The following is a 25,542-nucleotide window of genomic DNA, read 5'->3' as shown; positions in this document are numbered from 1 at the left end:
CTGAGCCAGAATCAAACTCTCCAAACAAAAACCACCCAACCCACACAAGGGCCAGGAAGAATCCGAATCAGAAAAATCCGAAACCAACAAAAAACACCAAAACTGGCATTTCCCAAAAAACAGTCACACCCCTAAACGGGAAAAAGAGGCACAACCAAAAAAACAACAAACAAAAACCACCAAACACACTATTGAGTTCTCAAACAACACACCCACCCGGCCGCGCGACCAACCCGCGGCACAATGCCGCGATCTAGTAGTGCGGACGGTCAGGAAACCACCGAAGTGGAGCTTCCCTCTGGGACGCCGTCGCGCTCAGCGGGCTAACCCGCGTCGCGACGACGTCAACAAGTTACGTGAGGGAAAACTAGGAGTCAAATGGCCTGCTGGGGCGTGTCTTTCAACGCAAACCAGCGTGCGCACCCTTACAGGTGCGTCAACTCCACGAAGATGTCAACGTCGCTGTCGCCGAATATGTTCCCGGACCCCGACAAATATTTTCCCGGCGTGTTCCCGGACCCGGCAAAAGCCTCTGAGCAGGACAAATCGCTCGCCAGGCGACACGGAGCGCGAGTCAGTTCACCCGCTCGACGCCGGCAATATTTCGTTTGCCCCGCCGTAGCACCAGCCACCTGCCGAAAAGGAAGTCCGCTGGCCCCGGAGCCCAATCGTCGGTGGCGATCTTGACGTTGTTCACCGACACCCCGCCCTCGGCGACGGTCCGGCGCGCCGCTCCCTTGCTCGCGGACAAACCACTGGCGACCAGCAGGTCGGTGATCGATTCCGGACTGCCGGGAGGCAGTTCGGCAATCGAGGCCTCGCGCAACGCCGCCGACAGTGTTGCTTCATCCAGATCGGCCAACTCAGCCCGACCGAACAGTGCTTGACTTGCGTGCTCAACCGAGGCCGTCGCCGCCGCACCGTGCACCAGGGTGGTGAGCTCGCGGGCTAGGCACCGTTGTGCAGCACGCTCGTGCGGGCGATCGGCGGTGGCCCGCTCAAGTTCGGCCACCTCGTCTTCGGCCAGAAACGTGAACCACCGCAGGTATGGGACGGCGTCCGCGTCGGCGGTGTTGATGAAGTACTGATACCAGGCGTACGGACTGGTCATATCGGGGTCAAGCCACAGGCTGCCCCCACCGGTGGACTTACCGAATTTCCGGCCTTCGGAGTCGGTCACCAACGCCGTGGTCAGTGCGTGCACCGTGGCTCCGGTCTTTTGCCGGACCAGTCGCACGCCGGCGATGATGTTGCCCCACTGATCGGACCCGCCCACTTGCAGCGTGCACCCGTATCGCTGGTTCAACTCGACGAAGTCATTGGCCTGCAGCAGCATGTAGCTGAACTCGGTGTAGGAAATCCCCCCACCTTCGAGCCTGCGGCGCACGGTGTCACGGTCAAGCATCACGTTCACCGAGAAATGCTTGCCGACATCGCGGAGAAAGTCGATTGCCGAGAGCTGACCGGTCCAGGTCAGATTGTCGGCGACCACAGCACCGGTCGGAGAATCGTCGAATTCCACGAAGCGCTCCAACTGACCCCGGATGCGGCCGGCCCAGTCCGCGACGACGTCGGCGGTGTGCAGGGTGCGTTCACCGATGTCGCGCGGATCCCCGATCATCCCGGTAGCACCACCGGCGAGCACGATGGGACGATGCCCGGCCTGCTGGAAACGCCGAAGCGTGAGCAACTGCATCAGATGTCCCGCATGAAGACTCGGCGCTGTCGGATCGAAACCGCAGTAGACCGTTAGTGGCCCGGAGGCCAACGCCTCAGCCAGCGCATCTCGGTCAGTGGACTGAGCGATGAGCCCTCGCCATGTCAGCTCGTCCAGGATCGGTGTCTCTCCAGAAAACTCAGAAGTCACGGGTTTCGATCTTTCCGTACTAGTCGCTTTCACCTGGACCCGGTGCCCGTGGGCTGCGCCGATACGCCGACACCTCGGCATGCCCTGCCAGCCACATTCGCCATGGACGGTCGGCAGCCTTGCTGACACCCACCCTGGGGCCGGACACGCTCTCTCTGAGTTCGCCAAGTGCGAGCCGGACCGGTGCCGCCGGGTCGAAGAGGTCGATCCCGTTGTCGCCCATGGTGATTCCCAACGCAGCGCACAGATTTCCCGGGCCACGCGCCAGAGCAGACTGACTGACCCGGTCGCCTCGCCGCAGCCGGGCGGTTTCGGTGCCGGCCTCGATCACCGCCGCGCGAAGCAGCACCGCGCCGGCCACCCCGGCCGTCGCGCTCACGACATTCGCACAGACATGGATGCCGTGGCTCCGGTAGGTGTAGAGCATTCCGGGCGGCCCGAACATCACCGAATGCCGCGGCCCCGGACCTCTGAATGAGTGCGATGCCGCGTCTGGCCACGGACCGTCTTCGGGTCCTCCGTAACCCTCGACCTCGACGATCACCGCTTCGACGCCGCGGCCGATGAGGACCGCTCCCAGGAGCTGATGCGCGGCGCGCAATGGCTCGACCTCCAGTGAGTCTCTACCCACCGTGCAGATCCTCAAGCCTGATCCGCCGCCAACAACCGCCGGTGCTCGTCCTCGTCGACGGCAACGGCCTCATCGATGAGCAGCACCGGAATGCCGCCGTCGATGCGGTACTTGCGCCGTAGGCGCGGGTTGTAGAGCTGATCGTCGATCAGCAGGAGCGGACCCCGATCCTCGGGACAGACCAGGATGGAGAGCAGCGTGTCGTCCAGTGTCATCCCGCTCAGCGACCGGGGGTCTCGAAGACCGGTTTGTCCCGATCCATCGGGTTGCCCGGTGAATAGCCGCCACCCATCGGCGAATGCGGACTGCCGGGAGTCGCAACGGGGGGCGCGCCGCCTGGCGCCTGGATGCCTCCCCGTGCGAACTGCCGGCGCTGATCGGACAACGTCCCCTCGAGCGCATCGATCAGAGGTTTCTGGTTCGGGCGTTTATCGAGCGCGGCCGCCAGTGCCTGAGCATTGGACCGCGAAACTCGGACACCCCGCTTGCGCAGGGTGATCACCTGGTCGATCAGCTTGGACACTTGACCGCCCCCGGCACCGGTTTGGTAGTCCTGGGAGATCGCCATCAGAATCTGGTCGGGAGACACCCGCCTTGGCTGCGCCTGGGACGCCGTCTCCTGGGACTGGGTCGAGGAGTCACTCGGCTGAGCCAGGGCCGCGGGTGCGGTGAACCCCGATACCAGGCCGCCGGCCACCACCGTGCCGACCAGCGCGGCCGCAACCGGGCGGCGCCAGATGCGTGACGACATCTATACCTCCTCGTGGACGGCCGTACCAGCGCGAGCCTAACAGTGCGGCCGCCGCCCGGCATCACTGCTGACTGCCCACGACCTCGCTGCGCACCGCGGCAGTCAACCGCCTATATCGATGGGTATCGGGATCGCGATACCAGGCGTTACGCGACGGCTTGGGTATGCCGGCCCGTTGCAACGGGCCGGCGAGCGGGCGGTAGGTCGCGGAGAAGGTCAGGTCCGCCACCACGTGCACGATGTCGGGCGCGGCGCCCACCGCAAGCTCGGCGAGCGCATCAGACAACTCGGCAGCGGGAACGCTGCCGCCCGGGCGCAGTCCCAGGGCTGTGACGGCTATCGTCTCGCCGGTCTCACCGCCCGCCTGAACGGCGTAGGTGACGGCCATGTCGACGGCACCTAGCCGCCCGACGGCATCGTTGACCGTTGCGGCGAAGACCGGTCCGCTCGCTGTGTGGATCACCCCGTCGCGGTTCGACACCAGCCAGTAGTCGCCGTCCTCGTCCCGGCGGAACAGGTATTCGGTGGAGACCCACGTGTCGGCGGGCGCGAAAACACCGCGTTTTACCGGGGCCAGTGGGTCGACCGGCCCTCGGGGACGCGCCAGTAGCACCCCGACCTCGTTCACCTCGGCGCGGCGGACGAACCCTTGATCGTCCTCGAGGATCAGGTTGTCCTCGGGGTCGTAGGCGGCCAGGGCAATCTCGCCACTGCCGGGCAGCGGCCTGCCCTTGCTGCCGATCTTGGCGCCCGAGACATTGGCCAGCACGGCCTGCCCGTCCGTGGTGGCGAAGAACTCGACAACGTGAGCCGGGTCGAACAAGTCCACGACGCGCTTCCACAACCCCGTCGGCATTCCCGAGCCGATGAACAGTCGGACCGGATGGCTGCTACCGGTCAGGGAGAACGCCGGATCGTCGATTACCTCGCGCAACATCGCCCAGGTGTAGGACACCACCGTTACGCCGTATTGGCGGATCTCCTGGAGGAATCGGTCCGGGCGAGGTCCCCGCGACAACGCGATACGGGCCCCGCCCACGACGGCACCGCCGAGACTGACCAGCAGGCCCGACTGATGGTGCAGCGGCGTCAGGCAGTACACGGTGTCGTTGCGGCCGAGGTTGGCGGCCGAGGCGGTGCCGAACGCCGACAGCGCCCACCGGAAGTTGGTGATCTGGCGGGCGATGAGTTCCCCGCTGATCGTGCTGAACCCGATGAACGCCAAGTCACGCGCCAGTCCGGGGTTCGGCCGGTACCAGCCGGGCAGGTCGACGACTTCGGGGTCGATCTTCTCCATATCGACGACATCGGCGACGCCGCCGTCAGCCAGGTGCAGATCGCGGGATTCACCGCCGCCGAGCACCAGGACTCGCATATTCAGCGCATGTGCGGCATCCAGATTGATGGGGTCGGCGATGATTTCAGACACCGCGCCCAGCCGGGCCGCGGCAGCCAGGTCGGCGTCGGGCGGCATCAGCACCGCGACCGCACCCAGGCGGGATAGCGCGGCGATGGCCACCAGTGCGCTGGGCCGGGTCTCCATCAGCACCCCGACGCGGGCGCCCTGCCGGACGCCCACCTCGATCAAGCCCCGCACGACGTTGTTGATGCGCCGGTCGACGGCCTCATAGGTGTGCACGCGCCCGTCGAAGAGCAAAGCCTCCCCGAATGGGGCATCACTCGCTTGCTCGGACATGATGCGGCCCAGCGAGATTCGGGTATGGTCGTTGACCTGACCCAGTCGTGCCAGCCGGGGCAGCGTGCGCGCGGTCTCGATGGCCAGAGTGCGGGCCGACTTATTGGCGGCGACGACCGCATCCGCCGCTGATCGGGCCAGGCTGAAAGCCATCTCAGTGGCGGCGGCGGTACCGTGCGCCAACCGCGAGGTCAACGAGACGCCGCTCTCGCTGGTCTCGGCGGGCTGCAGCGCCATGGGTGACACGCCCTCGGGCATACCACCGCCGGCATCCAGCCACCGTACCCAGGCAGCGACAGTAGGCCACGTCTGATTCGCCGCCTTGGATCCCACGACCAAGCCGAAATGTCCTGCGCGGATCAGGTATTCGTAGATATCGGACTGCGGCGCCGCGCGCTTGATTCCGCGCACCGACGCCGGCTGCCCGATGTCGTCGACCTCGCCGATGACAGCGAGCACCGGACAGTCGATGTCAGACAGCGTGACCAGATCCCCATGGATCGAGAAGCCGCCCGTCATCATCCGGTTGTGCGCGATGAACTGCTTGAGCAGCTCGGAGATCGCCGGACCCGACCAGGCGATCCAGCCATCTGAGGCCAGGAAGCGGCGCTGCTGCTCGCGTGGCAGCAGCGCCTCGCGATCATGCAGCTGGCGCAGGAAGCCCAGCCGCGACTGCGCGGTCTTGATCGGATCCAGCATCTGGAAGCCGGTTCGTGCCAGCCAGCCCGGGACGTCGATCCGGTTGAACACATGATCGGCCATGAAGTCCGCGGCTGCAGGTGCCAGGCTGGCCGGCAGGTTCATGGGTAGCGCGGCCAGCGTGTCGACAGGTGCGCCGAACGCGACGATGCTTGCCATGTCCTTGGACCGGCGGTACGCCGCCGTCTGGTAGGCGAACATGCCGCCCTGCGAATAGCCGGCAACGTGGACGTCGCGTCCCGTCACTGTCTTGATCGTGTCGATGGCCTCGCTCAGAGCCACGATGTGGTCGGCCAGGTTGCGCTGCATCCCGCCCTCGACCTTGTCCGGTGACCCGAAATCGATGACCCACGGGTCGACGCCGGCCTCGTGCAGGATTCCGACGGCGCCCTCGTGTCGGGTGACGTCCCACATGTCAGCCGACATCATCATCGGGTGCACCATCAGGACCGGCGGTCCTGCGGGCTTGGCGCCGGGACGGCTGTCGGGCGGGAAATAGCGCCGCAGCCGGTACATCGGAACGCTCTCGATGACCTGGAACGGCGACGGAACGGCGCCGGTCTCGAGCCCGCCGTATCGCAGGACCTCCAGGCCGTTCTGCGCGGTAGCGACGAGCCGCCCCACCGGCCTGGTGATTGCCGAGAGGTCCACCACTCCGCGTTCCCCTATCGCTTGTATCGGCTGTTCTGATCCCCGGACTGCGTGTCGTCATCATGGCACGGGCGCGCCTATCATCGGCGGCTGATGGCAAACCTGATCAACGTCGAACGCGCCACGGTCGGCTACGGCACCCGCACATTGCTCGACTCTGTCAGCCTCGGAGTCGAGGACGGCGACGCGATCGGCGTGGTCGGCCGTAACGGCGACGGCAAGACCACATTGCTGAAAGTGTTGACCGGCGTGCAGGATCCCGACACCGGCCGAGTCACGCACACTTCGGGCCTGTCGGTGGGGTACCTGCACCAGGCCGATGACTTCGCCCCCGGCGCCACCGTCCGCGGCGTGATTGCCGGCGACCACCCCGACCATGTCTGGGCGGCCGACTCCAACACCCGATCCGTGGTCGAGAACCTGTTATCCGGTATCGGCCTCGACACCGAGGTGACCAGCCTGTCGGGCGGCGAGCGCCGCCGGGTCGCGCTGGCCGAGGTGCTGCTGGCCGGGCATGACGTGCTGGTGCTCGACGAACCCACCAACCATCTGGACGTGGAGGTGATCGGCTGGCTGGCCGGGCACCTGAGCTCTCGTCCGGCGCGGGCACTGGTGGTGGTCAGCCACGATCGCTGGTTCCTCGATGCGGTATGCACCAGGACCTGGGAGGTCCACGACGGCGTCGTCGACGCCTACGACGGCGGGTACGCCGCCTACGTGCTGGCCCGCGCCGAACGCATGCGGGTAGCCGCCGGCACCGAGGCGCGGCGCAGAAACTTGATGCGTAAGGAGTTGGCGTGGTTGCGGCGCGGACCTCCCGCGCGGACATCGAAACCGAAGTTCCGCATCCAGGCGGCCAACGAACTCATCGCCAACGAACCGCCGCCGCGGGATTCCCTTGTCCTGCAGCGCTTTGCCGCAGCACGACTGGGCAAGGATGTTTTCGACATGCACCGGGTGCGCTTCGACGTCGGCGATCCACCGCGCACGCTGCTCGAGGGCATCGACTGGTCGATCGGGCCCGGGGAACGCATCGGGTTGGTCGGCGTCAACGGCAGCGGCAAGACCTCGGTGCTGCGGTTGCTCGCCGGTGCTGTGAAACCGTCCGCCGGCAAAATCAAGAGGGGCCTGACACTGCGTATCGGCCATCTGAGTCAGGCTCTCGACGAAGTCGACGGCACAGAGCGAGTCATTGACGCCGTGCAGGACCACCGCAGAATCGCAGCATTGGCCGGCGGTCGGGAGATCAGCGCGGACACCCTGTTGAAGGATTTCGGATTCGTCGGCGACAAACTGACCGCCCGCATCGCCGAGTTGTCCGGCGGGGAGCGGCGCCGGTTGCAGTTCCTGCGACTGCTGCTCGACGAGCCCAACGTCCTGCTGCTCGACGAACCCACCAACGATCTCGACATCGACACCCTCACGGTCATCGAGGATTACCTCGACGGCTGGCCCGGCACGCTGATCGTCGTCTCGCACGACCGGTACTTTCTGGAGCGCGTCAGCGATGTGACGTATGCGCTGACCGGAGGTGGACGCTGCGATCTGCTGCCGGGCGGCGTCGAGCAGTACCTGACCGACCGTGCGGCAGCCGGATCCGTGACCCCCACGCCGGCGCCGGCATCGGCGCAGCCGGCCCGCGGTGAGTCCGCGGCCGCACGCGAACGCCGCGCCGGCAAGGAGATGGCCCGCATCGAGAACCAGTTGGTGAAGCTCGACGACCAGATCGCCTCGCTACACGAGTCGATGGCGCAGGCCGCCGCCGATCACGTACGCGCGGGTGAACTCAACGCCGCACTGGGTGAGCTGCTGGCCCGCAAGGACTCCCTCGAAGGGGCTTGGCTGGCTGCTGCCGAGGATAGCGGCTGAATTCCCTTTTCTGACATAGCGTTTGGGGTGCACCCAACATCACATGGGTTACCGTGACCCGGTCACTGCATTGGCACCGGATGATGTGTTCCCGATGATGTGTTCCAGGCCTATGGTTGTGGAGCCGGGCTGGGCATTCGGGACGGCGACGCATGCTCGCCCGGCCCGGTCTGACCCGGCCGCATTTGACCCGACCCCGGTTCGCGGGGATTCATCATGCCGCCTCGTCCCATCGGGCCGCCGTGCTGGGCTTTGCAAGGCGCCATCTGGGCGCTGTGATAGCCGTGCTGCCAGTCGTAGTACCCCCCGGCGGACCGGCCGATGACCAGCCCGGCGAAGAAAATCACCGCGACAATGAAAAGCACACCAGCGATAATCCCAACCCATGCTGCGACCTGATTAAGCCGACTGGGCGGGCCAGAGTGTTGCTCGTTGGAGGCGGCGCCAAGCATGGGTGACGATGGGCTTGCGCCAGCGGACTGGGTTGAGGACTCTGGCGATTCGGTCATGGGTCGATTCCTCCGTCATATGGACGATGCTGATTCAAGTGGGCTGATTGCTGCTATGAAGTCGTTCAAGCAAATGGTCGGGTGCCTCCGATCGGCTCAGCGTGCCTGGTTGGCCCGGGTGTTGCCGCGTTGTTTGCCCCGACGCCCTCGGCGAGGTCGGCGACCTCTTCGGCGCAGCCCCAGGACAGGGTTACTCCGGCGCCGCCGTGGCCGTAGTTGTGCAAAATTGAGGTGCCGGGTTGGGGCTGAACGCGTACGCCGGCGGCGCGGAACGGGCGCAGCCCGACGCGTAGCGGGTCGGCGGAGTCTGGTTGGGCATCACCCAGGGCCGGCAGGAATTCGACTGCGCGGGCGAGCATGTCGCGGATCGCCTGGTCCTCGGCGTTGACGTCAGTGCCCCATTCGCCGGGCTCGACCAGCCCGCCGATGAGCAACCTGTCCTCACCGCGGGGGACGATGAAGATCATGTTTTGGCCGACGGTGTCGGGGTCGTTGGCCACCGCGTGCACGGCGTTGATGCGTGGCATCGTGGTCCCGTCATTGAGCACGCGCAACACTGCGCCGCGGTGCGGGTCCATCGTGGTGTCGGGGCATAGTTCGAGCGATCCTAGGCCGGTGCAATTGACGATCACCTCGGCGCCGAACTCAGCGCACAACTGCTGCTGACGGGAGACAAGCGGTCCACGAACCGTGCGGTGAATGATCGCCACGCCGCACCTTTGGGCCTGCTGAGTCAACCAGACAAGGTAGCGGTCGGTGTCGACGGTAGCGGTGAGGTGAGAGTAGGCATCGATGATTCCGGTGTCGGGGTTGATCCCGTGTGCGGTGATGAGTTCGGGGTCGTAGAGAAACCCAGGTAGGCGCTGCTCGAGTTGCCGCATTTTATGGAGTTCGGCGGGGTGGTCCTCGACACGATGGCAGAAGTAGAACACCGCAGGTCGCAGGCTCACTCCGGCGTGGGGGTTGGCGGCCAGCTGGGCGAAGCGGTGATAGGACGTCATCGCCCAGCCCGCCGAACGGGCCAATACAGCTTGGTCGTGGTGGCGCCCACATACTGATGGTGGAAACTCCCAAACCGCCCCGGCCACCGTCGACACCGTGTCCGCGCCGAAAGCGTCGGCGAGCACAGTGACGCGCCAGCCACGCCGCGCCAGCACCAATGCGGTGGTGAGCCCACTCACCCCGGCGCCGATCACCACCACGCCCTGCCGCTTCGCGCCCGGTGTCATGTTCGCGCCAGGCCTATAGGTCGTGCGCCTCTCAAAGGTGTTCGCCATATCTGTCCCGTCATCGGTCGCAGTGCACTCTCCCGACTCAACGTCGGGCTCATTGGGTGCGCTCGGCGGATGCGCCAAACTCACCTATCTACGTTCTACGTACGCAGATAGTACTTTACTCTCGACGAGGCGCAAGCGGATCTGCGGCGCTGTTCAATACCGAGGAGGCAGTCCGATGAGGGACTACACTGCCGACAGGTCAGGCTGGGAGGCAGCGGTGCGGGTAAGGAGTTTTGGAGATCTCGAAGCGGTCATCATGGACCGCATCTGGGATCGTGACCCTGAAGCGTCGACGACCGTGCGCGACATTTTCGACCAGCTCGTCACCGAGCGCGACATCGCCTACACCACGGTGATGTCGACGATGGACAACTTGCACACCAAGGGCTGGCTCGCGCGGGAGCGCGAAGGTAAGGCCTACCGGTATTGGGCGACACTGTCGCGCGAAGAACACAGCGCGCGGTTGATGCGAGATGCGCTCGACGGCGGTGGACGCCCCGACCTAGTGCTGAGTCACTTCGTGAAACAGATCAGCGCCGAGGAATCCGAAGGGTTGCGTGCAGCGCTGCAACGGTTATCGAAGCGGGCGAGACGAAAGTGACCATTGCCGCTTGCCTGCTGCTCTACAGCCTGCTGATTGTTATCGGTGGGCCCCCGGTGTTGGGCCGGCTGACCCGCGGCGGCCTGGCGCCGCGTTTAGCCGTGGCGGCATGGCTGACCGCAATCGGCACGGTGCTGATCGGGACAGCGGCAGCGGTGATCGCCCTCGTCGCCCAATTCATCGCCCACGGCAACCATCGCCAGTCGCTCATCGCGTCCTGTGTCGCCCAGTTGCGGGTGATCGCCACCGGGCAGACGGGACCGTTGCCGCAGATCGCGCTGCTCGGCCTCGGCCTTGCCGCGATCGTTGCGATGAGCGTCGCCGCCGCCCGGCTGACGCGCACATTTGCCAGCATGCGCCGCCGCTCGTATCAGCATGCAGAGGCCGTTCATGTGGTGGGCCGTCGAACGTCGGCGCCGGATGTGCGCGTTCTCGACGGCGACACACCCGCCGCGTACTGCATATCGGGTCGCCCGTCGGCGATCGTGGTCACCAGCGCCGCCATGGCCGCGCTGGACGAACACCAACTTGACGCGGTGCTTGCCCACGAACGCGCTCATCTAGCCGGGCGTCATCCTCGTATCGTTGCCACTCTGCGCAGCCTGGCCGGCGCCTTCCCGCGCCTTGCGCTGATGACCGAAGGCGCCGAACATGTTTCGCGTTTGTTGGAGATGTGCGCCGACGACGTCGCCGCCCGCCGCCACGGCCGAGAACCGCTGTTGGCGGGCTTGCTGACCATGTCGGGCGCAGCCCCCGTGGGCGCGCTTGGTGCGGCTGATGTCGCGGTACTTGAGCGCGCTGAACGCCTTACCGAATCATCGCTCCCCAATCGGATGATTACCGCACGATGCGCGGCCGCCCTGACGAGCACCGTGGTGGCAATCGTCGCCGGGCCGTTACTCATCGCCGCGTTGGCCGCCTCCGGCGTGCTGATGTGCGGCATGTAATACCCTCCTTGACCGCCGAGAACAAACACTGTATATCTACGTACGTAGTAGATACGGAGAACTGGTCGGCTGTTGAGTCTCGGTGTCGTAACCACCTGGTGGACCCCGCGTCGACGACCGCGACAAGCCACTGACGCGCGGGGCTGTCGTGGCCGCCAGCCGAGAGAGTCGTGGCCGCCAGCCGAGAGAGAGGACGTTGAATGGATGAGATGCACGAGATGTCTGTCTCCATGGCCCCTACGTGGGTGACGGTATCTGGCTGGGTGTACACCGGGCTGGGGGTGCTGTTCGCGGCCTGGATTCTCGCTGATACCTATTTGGCCGGGTATCGCCAGCGTCTTACACCGATGGAGATCGTGTGGCCCATCACCGCCATTTGGGCGGGTCCGCTGGGGCTGTGGGCCTACTACCGATGGGGTCGCCCAGCCACCCAGAAGTGGCAAAGGCGCAACGGCGCCACACCAGAACTCGGACTTCGGGAGCAGGCCGCCGTCGAGACCGTACCGGGCGGAGCCGCCTCGTTTGTCGGCCACGCGATAGCGGTGCCGATCGTAGGCCTAACTGGCATCACAATCGCCGGCGAGCACGTGTGGCCGATGATCCTGCTGGTTGCGGTGTTCGCGTTGCCGCTGCTGATCGCCTACGAGTACTACGCGCTGAGCGTCGCCTACGAAGGGCGTTCGACGCCGGGCAAGCGTCTTCGGGTGGCCACGTTCATCTCGGTACTGGCGATTATCGCTTTCGACCTGGGCATGGGCGCCGCGATGCTAATCGTGGCCTTCGTCCTGGGCTATTCGCACTCCACGATCGCGTTCTGGCTGGTGATGTGGGGCGGGATCATGCTGGGCTTTCTCACCGCCTATCCCATGGTGAAGTGGCTGTTGGCACGGGGCACGCCACAGTCGGTACTCGAATCTGCCGAGGCAACGTAGTGCGGCTGCTCGGAGCAACCCGCCACGGCTTATGCCCCAGTAGTCCAGACGCAGGATTTCATGGGCTTCACCGTGATCGGGTCCGACCACGTCGTGGGCAGAGGTCTTGAGCGCAGCCCCGAAGACGGACAGTGCGGTGGCATTGTGGGTGGCGGCCGCCGCCTCGCTAGGAGTGGCGCTCATTCACTTTGCGGTGCTGCCGGGGCACTGGGAAGAATGGGCGCTGTCCGGCATCTTCTTCGCACTGATCGCAGCATTCCAATTCGGCTGGGCGATCGTCATCCTTGCCCATCCGAATTCGACGGTCCTCGCCACCGGAATCGCCGTGAATGTCGGAACCATCGCGTTGTGGGCACTGTCTCGCACCGCAGGCATGCCGTTCGGCGAGCACGCGGGCGAACCCGAAACGACGCAGGCAGCTGACGTTGCCGCCGCGCTCCTGGAGACCACGTTGATCATCAGTGCTGGCTGGGCGTGGTCTCGGCGCAACCGCGCCGGCAGCGTGTCAGCGATAACGTCCGGAAGTGTGCTGGCAGCTGCCGGCACCGCCGTCGCCACGGCCGTCACGATCGGCGTGATCTCTGGTCTAGAGCATGGCCACCACCTGCCAAGTGGCTCCCACGGGTACCACGACCACCATCGCTCTCCCACCGTCATACCTCCCGATGCACCGCAAATCGACAGCCCTCCCACCACGCCGCAGCCCCCAGCGCCGGAACCACCACACCACCACGTCCACGAGCACGAGCACGACTGATACCGGCCGGCACCAAGGCCATAAACGTCATCAGAGGAGGGCCACCGAGCAATGTTCCAAAGACGCATCCCAGAGGGACACCCCTGAGCAGACCCCTGCGCTACCGTCCCGGGCGCTCCAGCCGCTGCCGCAACCGGTCGCTGGTGTCTTGCACCGTGCCGAGTTGCCTGGCGACCTGCACGGGCGCGGTCCCGCCCCGGGCATCGCGGGAAGTCACCGATCCTGCAACCGTGAGCACGGTGCGCACCTCGGGAGTGAGATCGGGGTGGATCGCGGCCAGTTCGGCGTCCCCGATGTCTTCCAACCCGACGCCCCGGGCCTCGGCTGCCCGCACCGCGGCTCCGGCCGCCTCGTGGGCCACCCGGAACGGCACTCCGCGCCGCACCAGCCATTCGGCAACGTCGGTGGCCAGGGTGTATCCGAGCGGGGCAAGCTCGGCCATCCGGCCCTCATCGAAGCGCAAAGTGGCGACCAGGCCGGCCATCGCGGGAAGCAGCAGCTCCAACTGCGTCACGGAGTCGAACACCGGCTCCTTGTCTTCCTGAAGGTCGCGGTTGTAGGCCAGCGGCTGCGCTTTCAGCATGGCCAGCAGGCCGGTCAGGTTTCCGATCAACCGGCCCGACTTGCCCCGGGCCAGTTCGGCGATGTCGGGGTTCTTCTTCTGCGGCATGATCGAGCTACCCGTCGACCATGAATCATGTAGCGCCACGTAGCCGAATTCTGTTGTGCTCCAGAGGATTATATCCTCGGCCAGCCGTGATAGGTCAACGCCGATCATGGTCAAGACGAACGCCGCCTCGGCGGCGAAGTCCCGCGATGCGGTGGCGTCGACAGAATTATCCGCGGCGGTGTGGAAACCCAGCTCCGCGGCAATTGTGTCCGGATCCAGGCCGAGCGAGGAGCCCGCCAGCGCGCCCGAGCCGTACGGCGACACCGCGGCGCGCCTGTCGAAGTCGATGAGCCGGTCGACGTCGCGCAGCAGCGGATGCGCATGCGCCAGCAGGTGGTGCGCCAGCAGAATCGGCTGCGCGGACTGCAGGTGGGTCTTGCCCGGCAGAATCGCGGTGGGATGTTCGACCGCCTGGGCACACAGCGCCGACACGACCTCCAGAGCGCCGTCGGCGACACGGCGGATCGCGTCGCGCAGCCAAAGCCGAAACAGGGTGGCGACCTGATCGTTTCGTGATCGGCCAGCACGAAGCCTGCCGCCCAGATCGGCACCGGCGCGGTCGATCAGCCCGCGCTCCATCGCTCCGTGCACGTCCTCGTCGCTGTCCAACGGGCCGAAGCTGCCGTCGCGGACATCAGCGCCAAGGTCGTCCAGGGCCGCGAGCAGACCATCACGCTGCTCCGCAGTGAGCAAGCCGGCCCGGAACAGCACCCGGGTGTGGGCTTTCGAGGCCACAACGTCGTAGGGCGCGAGCACCCAGTCGAAGTGCGTCGACTTGCTCAGTGCGGTCAACGCATCCGAGGGGCCATCGGCGAATCGGCCACCCCACAGGGAACCATCGTTGGTGCTCATTTATGTCACCCTCGTGGTGGCGCGAGCGCGCGCGTCGGTACAGAGTTTGCGGCGCGCCGGCGTGCAGACACGCGCGCTCGCGGTCATTGGGCGAGGTCCCGGCGGGCCGAGAGGCTCGATGACAGACCGTGCACGTGCACGAATCCCTTGGCCGCAGACTGATCGAAGGTGTCGCCCTCATCGTAGGTGGCGAGGTTGAAGTCGTACAGCGATGCCGCGCTGCGGCGCCCGTTCACCGCGATGTGCCCGCCGTGCAGCACCAGCCGGATCTCACCGGTCACGTGCTCCTGGGTCTTGGCCACGAACGACTCGAGCGCCGTCTTCAGGGGCGAATACCAGAGGCCGTCGTAGACCAGCTCGCCCCACTTCTGATCGGTACTGCGCTTGAATCTACCCAGTTCACGCTCAAGCGTGACGTGTTCGAGCTCGGTGTGGGCAGTGATCAGCACCATCGCACCGGGTGCTTCGTAGATCTCCCGGCTCTTGATGCCGACCAGCCGGTCCTCGACCACGTCGAGCCGACCCACGCCCTGCTCCCCCGCGCGACGATTGAGCTCTTCGATGGCCTGGAGAACGGAAACCCTGCGTCCATCCACCGACACCGGAACCCCCTTGTCGAAGCCGATGACCACCTCGTCGGGGACCCCCCAGTTGACCGTCGGGTCTTCTGTGTAGTCGTACACATCCTTGGTCGGCGAATTCCAAAGATGTTCGAGGAAGCCGGTTTCCACCGCACGGCCCCAGACGTTCTGGTCGATGGAAAACGGCGAGCGCTTCGTGACGTTGATCGGGATGGCGTTCTCCTCGGCGAAGGCGATGGCCTTCTCGCGAGTCCAGGCGTAATCGCGCACCGGTGCAAGAACCTCGAGATCGGGTGCCAATGAGGCGAATCCGACCTCGAAGCGCACTTGGTCGTTGCCCTTGCCGGTGCATCCGTGTGCCACGATGCCGCCGCCGTGCTCCCGGGCGGCATCCACCAGGTGCTTGACGATCAACGGCCGGCTCAGGGCCGACACCAGCGGATAGCGATCCATGTAGAGCGCGTTGGACTGAATCGCCGGCAGGCAGTACTGATCGGCGAACTCGTCCCGGGCGTCGACCACGACCGCCTCGATGGCGCCGCAGTCCAGTGCGCGCTGGCGCACGATCTCCATATCCTCGCCACCCTGGCCCAAGTCGATGGCGACCGCGACCACCTCACGACCGGTCTCCTTACCGATCCAGCTGATCGCGACCGACGTGTCCAGACCGCCGGAATACGCGAGAATGACGCGCTCGGACCCCGACTGCGGCATATGGAACTCCTTCTCGTTCAAGCTACTTCAGGCTCGTGACAGGCTTTCGACCGTAGCGGCCAAGTCCGCGCCGGTCATCGGCTCGCGGGCCACCATCAGGATGGTGTCATCGCCGGCGATCGTGCCGACCACGTACGGTAGGGCGGCACGGTCGATGGCGCTGGCCAGATAGTGTGCCGCCCCCGGCGGCGTACGCAGCACGGCGAGGTTTCCGCTGGCATCAGTGGACACCAGTAGTTCCACGAGCAGTCGCGACACCCGTTCGGTGCCTCCGGTGACACCGCGCACCGGGCTGCCATCCTCGGGCACCACATAGACTCCGACCCCGCCGTCGGCACCCCGAAGCTTGACCGCGCCGAGTTCTTCGAGGTCGCGGGACAAGGTGGCCTGTGTGACGTCGATTCCCTCGTCGGCCAGCAGCGCGGCCAGTTCGGTCTGACTGTGGACCGCCAGGGCAGACAGCAGTGCGATGATCCTGGCCTGCCGTCCGGCCCGGGTAGCTGCGCTGGTCATCGCGGACCCTGCTCGAGCAGCCAGACCAGTAAAGCCTTCTGGGCGTGCAACCGATTCTCCGCCTCGTCCCAGGCCGCGCTCTGTGGACCGTCGATCACCTCATCGGTGATTTCATGACCGCGATGTGCGGGAAGACAATGCAGCACAACGGCTTCTGAATCCGCGTGAGCCAGCAACTCAGTATTCAGCTGGAACGGCTGGAACGGACGCACCCGGTCCAGGCCGTCGTTCTCCTGCCCCATCGACGTCCACGTATCGGTCACCAGAACGTCCGCGCCGGTGGCCGCCTGGATCGGGTCGCTGGTGAGCGTGACGGTGGCCCCGGTCTCCGCGGCGCGAGCCTCGGCGGCGGCCACGAACACGGGATCGGTTTCGAATTCAGGTGGGGCGGCGACGGTGACGTCGACACCGGCGGTGACCCCGCCCAGCATCAGCGAGTGCGCCATGTTGTTGGCCCCATCCCCGAAGTAGCTGAGCCGCAGTCCTTTCAGAGCACCCTTACGTTCGGCCAGCGTCTGCAGGTCGGCCAACACCTGGCACGGGTGGAAGTCGTCGGACAGCGCATTGACAATCGGTACCGAGGCCCCCGAAGCCATGGCGCTGAGTCGCTCCTGCGCGAAGGTCCGCCACACGATGGCGTCGACGTAGCGGGACAGCACCCGGCCGGTGTCCTCCAGCGTCTCGTCCCGACCCAGCTGGGTACTGCGGCCGTCGACCACCACGGCATGGCCGCCCAGTTGTGCGATGCCCACCTCGAAAGAGAACCGGGTTCGGGTGGAGTTCTTGTCGAAGATCACTGCGACCCCACGGGGGCCCTCGAGCGGACGGCGCGCGAAGGGTGTCTGCTTCAGTTCCGCGGCCAGCGCCAGCACCTCAGCCTGCTCCCCGGGAGTCAGGTCGTCGTCGCGCAGGAAGTGTCGGGTCATCTTCTATTCTCCACGTCTATTCTCCACCGGCATTCACCTTGGTGTTCGCCTCATCCAGGATGGCCGGCAGGGCGGACAGGAAGTCCTCGACCTGGGTCTCGGTGATCACCAATGGAGGGGCCAGCCTGACGACGTCGGGGGCTGCGGCATTGACCAGAAAGCCCGCGTCGCGCGCGGCAATCTCCACCGGCTTGGCCGCATCGGCGGTCAGCACCAGGCCCAGGAGCAGCCCTCGGCCACGAACGTGGTCGACCAAGGGATGGCCCAGCGCTTCGGTTCGCTGGCGGATCGTCTTGCCCAGCGTGTCGGCGCGGTCGATCAGGCACCCGTCGGCAAGGACCTCGAGGACCGCCAGCGCCGCCGCCGCACACACCGGATTACCCCCGAACGTGCTGCCGTGCAGCCCAGGGGTGAGCAGGTCGCCCGCCGGGCCGACGGCCAGACAGGCGCCGATGGGCAGGCCCCCGCCCAGCCCCTTGGCGAGCGTCACGACATCGGGGGTGATCCCGTCATGCTGATGTGCGAAGAACGTTCCGGTCCGACCGACCCCTGTCTGGACCTCGTCGAGGACCAGCAGGGCGCCCTGCGCGGCGGTGATCTCACGTGCGGCTGACAGGTATCCGGCCGGCGGAACGACAACCCCGCCCTCCCCCATGATCGGCTCCAGGAAGACCGCGGCGGTATCGGTATTCACCACGCGGGCAAGTTCTTCGACGTTCCCGTAGGGCACGTGGGTGACCTCGCCGGGCAACGGGGCGAACGGGGCCTGCTTGGATGGCTGGCCGGTGAGCGCGAGCGCACCCATCGTGCGACCGTGAAAGGCGCCCTGGGCGGCAACGAGTTTCGTCCGGCCGGTCAACCGGGTGATCTTGAAGGCGGCCTCGTTGGCTTCGGCGCCCGAGTTGCAGAAAAAAACGCGCGCCGGAGCGCCGAGGAGTCCGACGAGCGCTTCGGCCAGCGCAACGCCCGGCTCGGTGGCGTACAGGTTGGACGTGTGACCCAGCGTGGCGAGCTGTACCGTCACCGCGTCGATGATCGCGGGATGGCGATGTCCCAAGATGTTCACCGCGATGCCACCCAGAAGATCCAGGTAGGACTTGCCTGCCACGTCGGTGACCACGGCACCGTCGCCGCTGGCCAGTGCTAGCGGCGGGGTGCCGTAATTGTTGGTCATCACCGCCGACCACCGGTCCAGCAGCGGGGTCTTGTCTGTCACGCTGCGCCCCCGTGGTTCGACTTGTCACCGGAGCTCGTACCCGGCTCCGGCTTCGGCGTCGGACGCACCACCTTCGTGCCTGCGCCTTCGTTGGTGAAAAGGTCGACCAGCACGCTGTGCTCGATGCGTCCGTCGATGACGTGCGCGCTCGGCACCCCGCCGCCGACCGCGCGCAGACAGGCTTCGATCTTGGGCACCATGCCCGATTCCAGTCTGGGGAGCAGCTGTGTCAGAGCGGTCACATCGATCTCGCTGACCAGCGAGCCGCGATCCGGCCAGTTGGTGTACAAGCCCTCGACATCGGTGAGCATGATCAGTTTCTGGGCACCGAGGGCCTCGGCCAAAGCGGCTGCCGCGGTGTCGGCGTTGACGTTGTAGACGCGCCCTTCGGTGTCGGGCGCGATCGTCGACACGACGGGTATCCGGCCGGCATCGATCAGGTCCAGCACCGCATGGGTGTTGACCCGGGCGACGTCACCCACCAGACCGATGTCGGTGGCGATGCCGTCGACCACCGCGGTGCGCCGTACCGCGGTGAACAAGTGCGCGTCCTCTCCGGTGATCCCGACGGCGTACGGGCCGTGGGCATTGATCAGGTTCACCAGTTCCCGGCCGACCTGACCGAAGAGCACCATGCGTGCGACGTCGAGCACCTCGGGGGTGGTGACGCGGAAGCCTCCCTTGAAATCACCTGCGATCCCCAGTTTCTCGAGCATGGCGCTGATCTGCGGGCCGCCACCGTGGACCACGACGGGATGGATCCCGCAGTTTCGCAGGAAGACCATGTCGGCGGCGAAAGCAGCCTTGAGTGTGTCGTCGGTCATGGCGTTGCCGCCGTACTTCACTACGACGATCTCATCGTGCAGCGCCTTGAGTCGCGGCAACGCCTCGGCGAGCACCTTCGCCTTGTCGGGCATCGTCACGCTCATGAGCTGTAGGCCGAGTTCTCTTCGACATAGTCGTGGGAGAGGTCGGTGGTGCGGATCTCGGCCGAAGCTGTTCCGACACCCAGGTCGACGGTCACCGCGATATCCTCCCCCGACAGATCGACCTCACGCGCGCCAGGTGCACCGACGCTGTCGATGCACACCGGGAAGCCGTTGAAGGAGACGGTGATCCGTTCTGCATCCAGAGTCACCGGCGCCATGCCGACGGCCGCGAGAACTCGTCCCCAGTTCGGGTCGGAGCCGAACAGTGCGGTCTTGACCAGGCTGTCCCGCGCCACCACTCGGGCGGCGGTGAGGGCGTCGTGCTCACTGACCGCGCCGGTGACGGTGACCACGATCGACTTGGTGGCGCCTTCAGCATCGGCCTGCAATTGGTCGCACAGGTCGTCGCAGACCTTCAACACCGCGGCGTTGAGGTCGTCCTGGGTGGGCGTGATCTCGCTTGCGCCCGAGGAGAACAGCAGCACCGTGTCGTTCGTCGAGCAGCTGCCGTCCACGTCGAGTCGGTCGAAGCTGCGCGAGACCGCGTGATCCAGTGCGGACCGCAGGGCAGCCGAATCGGCCACGGCGTCGGTGGTGATGACGCTGAGCATGGTGGCCAGCGAGGGGGCCAGCATCCCCGCGCCCTTGGCCATCCCGCCCAGAGTCCAGTTGTCATGGTGATGCAGCGCAACCTGTTTGGGTACGGTGTCGGTGGTCATGATGGCCCGCGCAGCCTCCTCGCCGCCGGTCAGGCCACCTGCCATCTCGTGCACGATCTCCTGGATACCGGCGAGCACCTTGTCCATCGGCAGGCGGTCACCGATCAACCCCGTCGAGCAGACCGCAACCTCTATCGCCCCGGTCTCGGTGCCCCAGTCCGACAGCGCGGCCGCAACGGCCTCTGCGGTGGCGTGGGTGTCCTGAAAGCCCGCCGGGCCGGTGCAGGCGTTGGCTCCCCCGGAATTCAGGATGACCGCCCGGAGCCGTCCGGTGGCCAGCACCTGCTGAGACCACAGCACCGGGGCGGCCTTCACCTTGTTGCGGGTGAATACGCCCGCCGCGGAGTAGTCGGGTCCCTCGTTGAACACCAGCGCCAAGTCAAGATCGCCGGAGGCCTTGATGCCGGCGGTTATTCCAGTCGCCCGGAACCCCTCCGGCGCCGTCACGCCCTGGGTGCGCAGCATCCGGGTCACGGAGCCACTCCCACCGTCGAGAGTCCGTCGGTCTCGGACCAGCCCAGCGCGAGGTTCATCGACTGCACTGCCGCACCTCCGGTGCCCTTGGTGAGGTTGTCAATGGCCAGAATCGCGAGAAATGTCTGCGCGTCCTCGTCGACCGCGACGGCGACCTGGGCGGCATTGCTGCCGATCACCGCCCCCGTCTTGGGAAGCTGCCCCTCTGGCAGCAGATGCACGAAAGGCTCGTCTCGGTAGGCTTTTTCGTAGGCGGCACGCAGTTGGGGCAGCCCGGCAGAAGTGCGCGCGGTGCAGGTGGCCAGGATGCCGCGGGCCGTGGGGATCAAGACCGGGGTGAACGACACGGTGACCTGGCCTGCGGTGACCGCACGTAGGCCCTGCGCGATCTCCGGGGTGTGCCGGTGCTTGCCGCCGATGTTGTACGCGCGCGCTGAACCGATGACCTCAGAACCCAACAGATCCACTTTGGCAGCGCGGCCGGCGCCCGAGGTGCCGCTGACCGCGACGACGGTAACCGCGGGTTCGATGAGTCCCTCGGCAAGCGCGGGCCACAGCGCCAGCAGCGCAGCGGTCGGATAACAGCCCGGCACGGCAACACGCTTGGCACCCCGCAGTCGCTCACGGGCACCGGGCAACTCGGGCAGTCCGTAAGGCCAGCTGCCGGCATGTTCGGTGCCGTAGAACCGCTCCCAGTCGGCCGATTCAGTGAGCCGGAAGTCTGCCCCGCAGTCGATGATGAGCGTGTCCGGTCCGAGCTCTTCGGCCAGCGCCGCCGAGTGCCCGTGGGGCAACCCCAGGAACACCACGTCGTGACCGGACAGCAGCCCGACGTCGGTAGGCGCCAGTGTCCGGTCTGCCAGGGGCAGCAGGTGCGGGTGATGCTCGGCCACGGTGGTGCCCGCGCTGGTGGCCGCGGTCAGCGCACCGATGGTCAGCCTGCCCGCCGCATACGCCGGGTGACCGAGGAGCAAGCGCAGGATCTCGCCCCCGGCATAGCCACTCGCACCGGCCACCGCAACGGATGTCATACCGCCGATTGTGCATCGTTATGCATCTGGCTGCAAATCAATTTTGGCGCGTCGGGGAGTTCCGGCCACTCCCGGACTCAGCTCACGTGCGCAGCACCGCTCCCAGGACGGCACCGGCGTTCGCGACGGCCGCGTCCCGGGCCGCGCTGGCCTCCTCCTCGGTGAGGGTGCGGTCGGGCGCGCGAAACCGCAGTGCCAGCGCCAGAGACTTGCGCCCGTCACCGACCTGGGGGCCGGTGTAGACATCGAACAGCCGAACGTCTTCCAGCAGTTCTCCGGCACCGGCGCGGACAGCCTCGACAACGCTCTGGGCAGCGACATCGTCGCCGACGACGACGGCGACATCTTGAAACACCGCGGGAAATGGCGACACCGACGGCACCGGCAGGCGCTCGGTGATCGCAATGGCGTCGAGATCCAGCTCGAGCGCGCAGGTGCCCTTGGGCAGACCGCAGCGCTCGACCACCGCGGGGTGCAGCTGTCCGGCATACCCGATTACCACCGAGTCCTCTGGATTGTCACCCCCGGAAGTACCGGCCAGAACCTTCGCGCACCGACCGGGATGCCACGGCAGCCGCTGGGCCGGCCGCAAAGTCAACTCGACACCGCAGGCTCGCCCGATTATCCGCACCGCCTCGAACGCATCGGATGGATGGGCCGGGCGGCCAGGACCCCAGGGGCCGGCCGGTTCGCGCACGCCGGTAAGTACCGCCCCGACGTGCTGCGGCTGCCGGGGCAGCGACGCATCGAGCACTGCGATCTCATCGTCGGTGGGACGACGGTCATTCGGGATACGTTCGACGGCGCGGGTTTCTGATGTGGGTTCGACGACCTGGGCGACGGCGAACAGTGCGACGTCGGCCGCACCCCGAGACACGTTGCGCACCAAGGCTTCCAGCAATGCGGGCAACAGCGTGGTAGCCAACTCGGGCCGATCGGACTCCAGCGGATTGACCACCCGCGTGGTCTGCCTCCGAATATCATCGATCGGTAGGCCCCACCGATCGAAAATATCTTCGGCAAGGAACGGGGTCGGCAGGATCTCGACGTAGCCGTTGAGCGCCAACGATTTCCCGATCGACCTACGACGCTTCTGGGCCGCAGTGAGCCCACGTCCGGCGGGTGCGGGCGGCAGCACCGACGGAATGACCTCGAGGCCCTCGAGCCGCATCACCTCTTCGACCAGGTCCGCGGGCCGGCGGATGTCGGGACGCCAACTCGGCGGTATGGCCGTTACCTGATCGCCGTGCTCGGTCACCTCGGCGCCGATCTGCCGCAATCGCTTCTGCGCGGTGCCCGGCGGATAGGTGAAGCCCGCAGTCCGATCGGGCAGGTCGATTGGCATGCTCACCGGTGGGTGCGACCAATCGTCGGTGGGCGGGTCGCCTCGCCAGTCGGTCAGCGTGGGTTCGGCCGTGCCGCCGGCGATGTCGGCGAGCAGAGCCGCGCAGCGGTCCAGAGCGGCAACCGATACCGCTGGATCGACCGTGCGTTCGTAGCGGCGACCGGCCTCGCTGTACAGGTGCAGACGCCGCTGGGTGCGCGACACCGCGGCGGGATCCCAGACTGCGGCCTCGAGCAACACGTCGGTGGTGCTCCCACGGACCTCGGTGGTACCCGCCCCCATCACGCCGCCGAGCGCAGCGGTGGCGACATCGTCGACGATCAGCACGTCGGCGGGGTCCAGGCGCCTTTCGACGTCATCGAGGGTCACGACCGTCTCTCCGGCGCCTGCGAAGCGCACCCGGAACCCGCCGGTGATCAGGCTGCGGTCGTGGGCATGCATCGGGTGGCCCAACTCCAGCATCACGTAGTTCGTGACATCCACCGCAGGCGATATGGCCCGGATACCGCTGAGCAACAGTCGGCGCTGAATCCACCACGGCGACAGGGCTTCAGGATCTATTCCGGTGACTGGTCGCAACCCGAACCGCAACACCCCGGTGCCCGGTTCGACCGTCACCGGTACCGACTCACCGCCAATCGGCAACGGCGCGACGTCGGCCGGATCGACGTAGTCGAGGTCATAGGCGGTGGCGATTTCGCGGGCCATGCCACGCACCGACAGGCAGTAGCCGCGGTCGGGGGTGATCGCGAGGTGGAACACCACATCATCGAGGCCGAGCACCTCGGCCGCGGGTGCGCCCGGGTCTGCGGTACCCGGGGGCAGGACCAGGATGCCGGAATGGTCGGTGCCAAGATTGAGTTCGGCCGTCGAGCAGATCATTCCGTCGGAAGTACGGCCGTAGGTCTGGCGCGCGGCGATGGTGAAGTCGTTGGGTAGCACGGTTCCCGGCAGGGCCACAACCACGAGATCGTCGACAGCGAAATTAGTTGCTCCGCAGACGATCTCACGCGGCTGACCGCCGATCTCACGCGGCTGACCGCCGATCTCACGCGGCTGACCGCCGATGTTCTGGGAGCCCACGTCCACTCTGACGGCGCGGATCGGCTTCTTGAACTCGGTCAGCTCTTCGATCTCGGCCACCCGGCCGATGGTCAGCGGACCGGTGACGGGACCGACCGGGATGATCTCCTCCACCTCGTGGCCGATGCGGATCAGCGTGCGTTCCAGCTCCTCGGGTGACACGTCCCAGCCCGGCGTGCCGGCCTGGACGACTTCGCGGAGCCAGCTGTAGGGAAGGCGCATCAGGCCCCCACCCCGAACGGCAGCGAGAAGCGCACGTCGCCCTCGACCATGTCCCGCATGTCGGGGATGCCGTTGCGGAACTGCAGGGTGCGCTCCAGGCCCATGCCGAAGGCGAAGCCCGAGTAGACCTCGGGATCGATCCCGCAGGCGCGCAATACGTTCGGATCGACCATTCCGCAGCCGCCCCATTCCACCCAGCCGGGCCCGCCCTTCTTGTTCGAGAACCAGATGTCGACTTCGGCCGATGGCTCGGTGAAGGGGAAGAAGTGCGGCCGGAATCTGGTCCGTCCCTGCGGCCCGAACTGGGCCCGCGCGAACGCATCCAGGGTGCCGCGCAGGTTGGCCATCGTCAGGTTCTTGTCCACCGCGAGCCCCTCGACCTGATGAAACACCGGGGTGTGGGTGGCGTCGAGCTCGTCGGTGCGGAACGTACGTCCGATCGAGATGATGTAGACCGGCAACTCACGCTCGAGCAGGGCGCGGATCTGCACCGGCGAGGTGTGAGTGCGCAACACCTGCCGGGAGCCCTCGGGTGCCACGTGGAACGTGTCCTGTTCGCTGCGGGCCGGGTGGTCGGGCGGGAAGTTCAGGGCGTCGAAATTGAACTGCTCCGTCTCGACCTCGGGGCCCTCGGCCAGTTCCCAGCCCATCGCGACGAACGTGTCCGCGATGTTCTCGGCCAGAATCGTGATGGGGTGCCGGGCGCCGATCGGCTGCCGGGTCGAGGGCAGCGTGACGTCGATTCGCTCGGCGACCAGGACCGCGGCGTCCCGCTCGGCACGCAGGACCGCCAATCGCTCCTCGTAGCCGCGCTGCACATCGGCCCGCACCACGTTGACCCGTTTTCCGGCGTCGGCGCGGTCGGCCTTGGGCAGCGAGCCGAGCGCCTGGCGCCCCAGCGCGATCGGCGACCGGTCACCGAGGTGTTCGGTCTTGGCGTGGGCAAGCTCCTCCAGGGTGGTTGCCTGGGCGAAGGCATGTCGGGCCGCGCTGACCGCTTCGGCCAGCGCTCCGTCTGATAGGTCTACTGGCTGATCAGCCACCCGGCGATCATAGGCGATGCTCTTAGGCGTACTTCGC

Annotated in this window: 23 protein-coding genes; 6 read left to right on the top strand and 17 right to left on the bottom strand. The window is 66.5% G+C overall.

Annotated elements, in window-relative coordinates; genetic code table 11:
* The coding region (locus ACPGXI_RS03950) for a hypothetical protein (RefSeq protein WP_526649983.1) at positions 1 to 257 on the top strand (257 nt) is incomplete at its 5' end.
* A 317-nt stretch (positions 258 to 574) separates the two neighbouring features.
* Here the strand turns inward: ACPGXI_RS03950 and tyrS are convergent.
* The 5 genes from tyrS to ACPGXI_RS03925 form a co-directional block, all read right to left on the bottom strand.
* Positions 575 to 1,837: a tyrosine--tRNA ligase gene (gene tyrS, locus ACPGXI_RS03945; protein WP_526650027.1), complete on the bottom strand. Its 1,263-nt coding sequence runs from the start codon at positions 1,835 to 1,837 to the stop codon at positions 575 to 577.
* Between the two features lie 49 nt (positions 1,838 to 1,886).
* Entirely contained in the window at positions 1,887 to 2,498 is a 612-nt protein-coding gene (locus tag ACPGXI_RS03940; RefSeq protein WP_526649981.1) for a DNA-3-methyladenine glycosylase, read from the bottom strand.
* An 11-nt stretch (positions 2,499 to 2,509) separates the two neighbouring features.
* Positions 2,510 to 2,713 (bottom strand): Trm112 family protein, encoded by a 204-nt coding sequence (locus ACPGXI_RS03935; protein WP_526649979.1) that lies wholly within the window; start codon positions 2,711 to 2,713, stop codon positions 2,510 to 2,512.
* Between the two features lie 5 nt (positions 2,714 to 2,718).
* The gene (locus ACPGXI_RS03930; RefSeq protein ID WP_526649977.1) at positions 2,719 to 3,249 is read right to left on the bottom strand and encodes a hypothetical protein; all 531 of its coding nucleotides are present in this window, start codon (positions 3,247 to 3,249) and stop codon (positions 2,719 to 2,721) included.
* Between the two features lie 61 nt (positions 3,250 to 3,310).
* Positions 3,311 to 6,298 (bottom strand): AMP-binding protein, encoded by a 2,988-nt coding sequence (locus tag ACPGXI_RS03925; protein WP_526649975.1) that lies wholly within the window; start codon positions 6,296 to 6,298, stop codon positions 3,311 to 3,313.
* A 90-nt stretch (positions 6,299 to 6,388) separates the two neighbouring features.
* Between ACPGXI_RS03925 and ACPGXI_RS03920 the strand changes: the two genes are divergently transcribed.
* Complete coding sequence (locus ACPGXI_RS03920) at positions 6,389 to 8,164, top strand: ABC-F family ATP-binding cassette domain-containing protein (RefSeq protein WP_526649973.1); 1,776 nt, start codon at positions 6,389 to 6,391, stop codon at positions 8,162 to 8,164.
* Positions 8,165 to 8,274: 110 nt separating this feature from the next.
* Here ACPGXI_RS03920 and ACPGXI_RS03915 read toward each other — a convergent pair whose 3' ends face one another.
* Entirely contained in the window at positions 8,275 to 8,529 is a 255-nt protein-coding gene (locus ACPGXI_RS03915; RefSeq protein ID WP_526649972.1) for a hypothetical protein, read from the bottom strand.
* Between the two features lie 209 nt (positions 8,530 to 8,738).
* The gene (locus ACPGXI_RS03910) at positions 8,739 to 9,902 is read right to left on the bottom strand and encodes an NAD(P)/FAD-dependent oxidoreductase (RefSeq protein WP_526649970.1); all 1,164 of its coding nucleotides are present in this window, start codon (positions 9,900 to 9,902) and stop codon (positions 8,739 to 8,741) included.
* Positions 9,903 to 10,167: 265 nt separating this feature from the next.
* On the opposite strand from ACPGXI_RS03910, the gene ACPGXI_RS03905 reads away from it, so the two are divergent.
* The 4 genes from ACPGXI_RS03905 (at position 10,168) to ACPGXI_RS03890 (ending at position 13,187) form a co-directional block, all read left to right on the top strand.
* Positions 10,168 to 10,551: a BlaI/MecI/CopY family transcriptional regulator gene (locus ACPGXI_RS03905; protein WP_526650025.1), complete on the top strand. Its 384-nt coding sequence runs from the start codon at positions 10,168 to 10,170 to the stop codon at positions 10,549 to 10,551.
* Complete coding sequence (locus ACPGXI_RS03900; protein ID WP_526649968.1) at positions 10,548 to 11,498, top strand: M56 family metallopeptidase; 951 nt, start codon at positions 10,548 to 10,550, stop codon at positions 11,496 to 11,498. The genes ACPGXI_RS03905 and ACPGXI_RS03900 overlap by 4 nt, the downstream gene beginning before the upstream one ends.
* A gap of 218 nt (positions 11,499 to 11,716) precedes the next feature.
* Entirely contained in the window at positions 11,717 to 12,430 is a 714-nt protein-coding gene (locus tag ACPGXI_RS03895) for a DUF4396 domain-containing protein (protein ID WP_526649966.1), read from the top strand.
* 106 nt (positions 12,431 to 12,536) lie between these two features.
* A complete protein-coding gene (locus ACPGXI_RS03890; protein ID WP_526649964.1) occupies positions 12,537 to 13,187 on the top strand; it encodes a hypothetical protein in 651 nt (216 codons plus the stop codon).
* A gap of 100 nt (positions 13,188 to 13,287) precedes the next feature.
* On the opposite strand, the gene argH is transcribed toward ACPGXI_RS03890, so the two are convergent.
* The 10 genes from argH to pheS form a co-directional block, all read right to left on the bottom strand.
* Positions 13,288 to 14,709, bottom strand: a complete 1,422-nt coding sequence (gene argH, locus ACPGXI_RS03885) for an argininosuccinate lyase (protein WP_526649962.1) — start codon at positions 14,707 to 14,709, stop codon at positions 13,288 to 13,290.
* Positions 14,710 to 14,792: 83 nt separating this feature from the next.
* Complete coding sequence (locus ACPGXI_RS03880) at positions 14,793 to 16,004, bottom strand: argininosuccinate synthase (protein ID WP_526649960.1); 1,212 nt, start codon at positions 16,002 to 16,004, stop codon at positions 14,793 to 14,795.
* Between the two features lie 27 nt (positions 16,005 to 16,031).
* The gene (locus ACPGXI_RS03875) at positions 16,032 to 16,517 is read right to left on the bottom strand and encodes an arginine repressor (protein WP_526649958.1); all 486 of its coding nucleotides are present in this window, start codon (positions 16,515 to 16,517) and stop codon (positions 16,032 to 16,034) included.
* Complete coding sequence (gene argF, locus ACPGXI_RS03870; RefSeq protein ID WP_526649956.1) at positions 16,514 to 17,443, bottom strand: ornithine carbamoyltransferase; 930 nt, start codon at positions 17,441 to 17,443, stop codon at positions 16,514 to 16,516. Before argF ends, ACPGXI_RS03875 begins: the two co-directional genes overlap by 4 nt.
* Positions 17,444 to 17,459: 16 nt before the next feature.
* Complete coding sequence (locus tag ACPGXI_RS03865; protein WP_526649954.1) at positions 17,460 to 18,659, bottom strand: acetylornithine transaminase; 1,200 nt, start codon at positions 18,657 to 18,659, stop codon at positions 17,460 to 17,462.
* Positions 18,656 to 19,588 carry an acetylglutamate kinase gene (gene argB / locus ACPGXI_RS03860; protein ID WP_526649952.1) on the bottom strand — a complete coding sequence of 311 codons (933 nt, stop codon included), beginning with the start codon at positions 19,586 to 19,588 and terminating at the stop codon, positions 18,656 to 18,658. Before argB ends, ACPGXI_RS03865 begins: the two co-directional genes overlap by 4 nt.
* Positions 19,585 to 20,772: a bifunctional glutamate N-acetyltransferase/amino-acid acetyltransferase ArgJ gene (argJ, locus tag ACPGXI_RS03855; RefSeq protein ID WP_526650023.1), complete on the bottom strand. Its 1,188-nt coding sequence runs from the start codon at positions 20,770 to 20,772 to the stop codon at positions 19,585 to 19,587. Before argJ ends, argB begins: the two co-directional genes overlap by 4 nt.
* Positions 20,773 to 20,777: 5 nt before the next feature.
* Positions 20,778 to 21,812, bottom strand: a complete 1,035-nt coding sequence (argC, locus tag ACPGXI_RS03850) for an N-acetyl-gamma-glutamyl-phosphate reductase (protein ID WP_526649950.1) — start codon at positions 21,810 to 21,812, stop codon at positions 20,778 to 20,780.
* An 82-nt stretch (positions 21,813 to 21,894) separates the two neighbouring features.
* Complete coding sequence (gene pheT / locus ACPGXI_RS03845; protein WP_526649948.1) at positions 21,895 to 24,462, bottom strand: phenylalanine--tRNA ligase subunit beta; 2,568 nt, start codon at positions 24,460 to 24,462, stop codon at positions 21,895 to 21,897.
* Positions 24,462 to 25,505 (bottom strand): phenylalanine--tRNA ligase subunit alpha, encoded by a 1,044-nt coding sequence (gene pheS / locus ACPGXI_RS03840; RefSeq protein ID WP_526649946.1) that lies wholly within the window; start codon positions 25,503 to 25,505, stop codon positions 24,462 to 24,464. The genes pheT and pheS overlap by 1 nt, the downstream gene beginning before the upstream one ends.
* Positions 25,506 to 25,542: the final 37 nt, after the last annotated feature.

Origin of the sequence: Mycobacterium sp., from assembly GCF_049608025.1 — a bacterium.
In the GTDB taxonomy this organism is placed as follows: domain Bacteria; phylum Actinomycetota; class Actinomycetes; order Mycobacteriales; family Mycobacteriaceae; genus Mycobacterium.
This window is presented reverse-complemented; position numbering and strand designations above follow the sequence as displayed.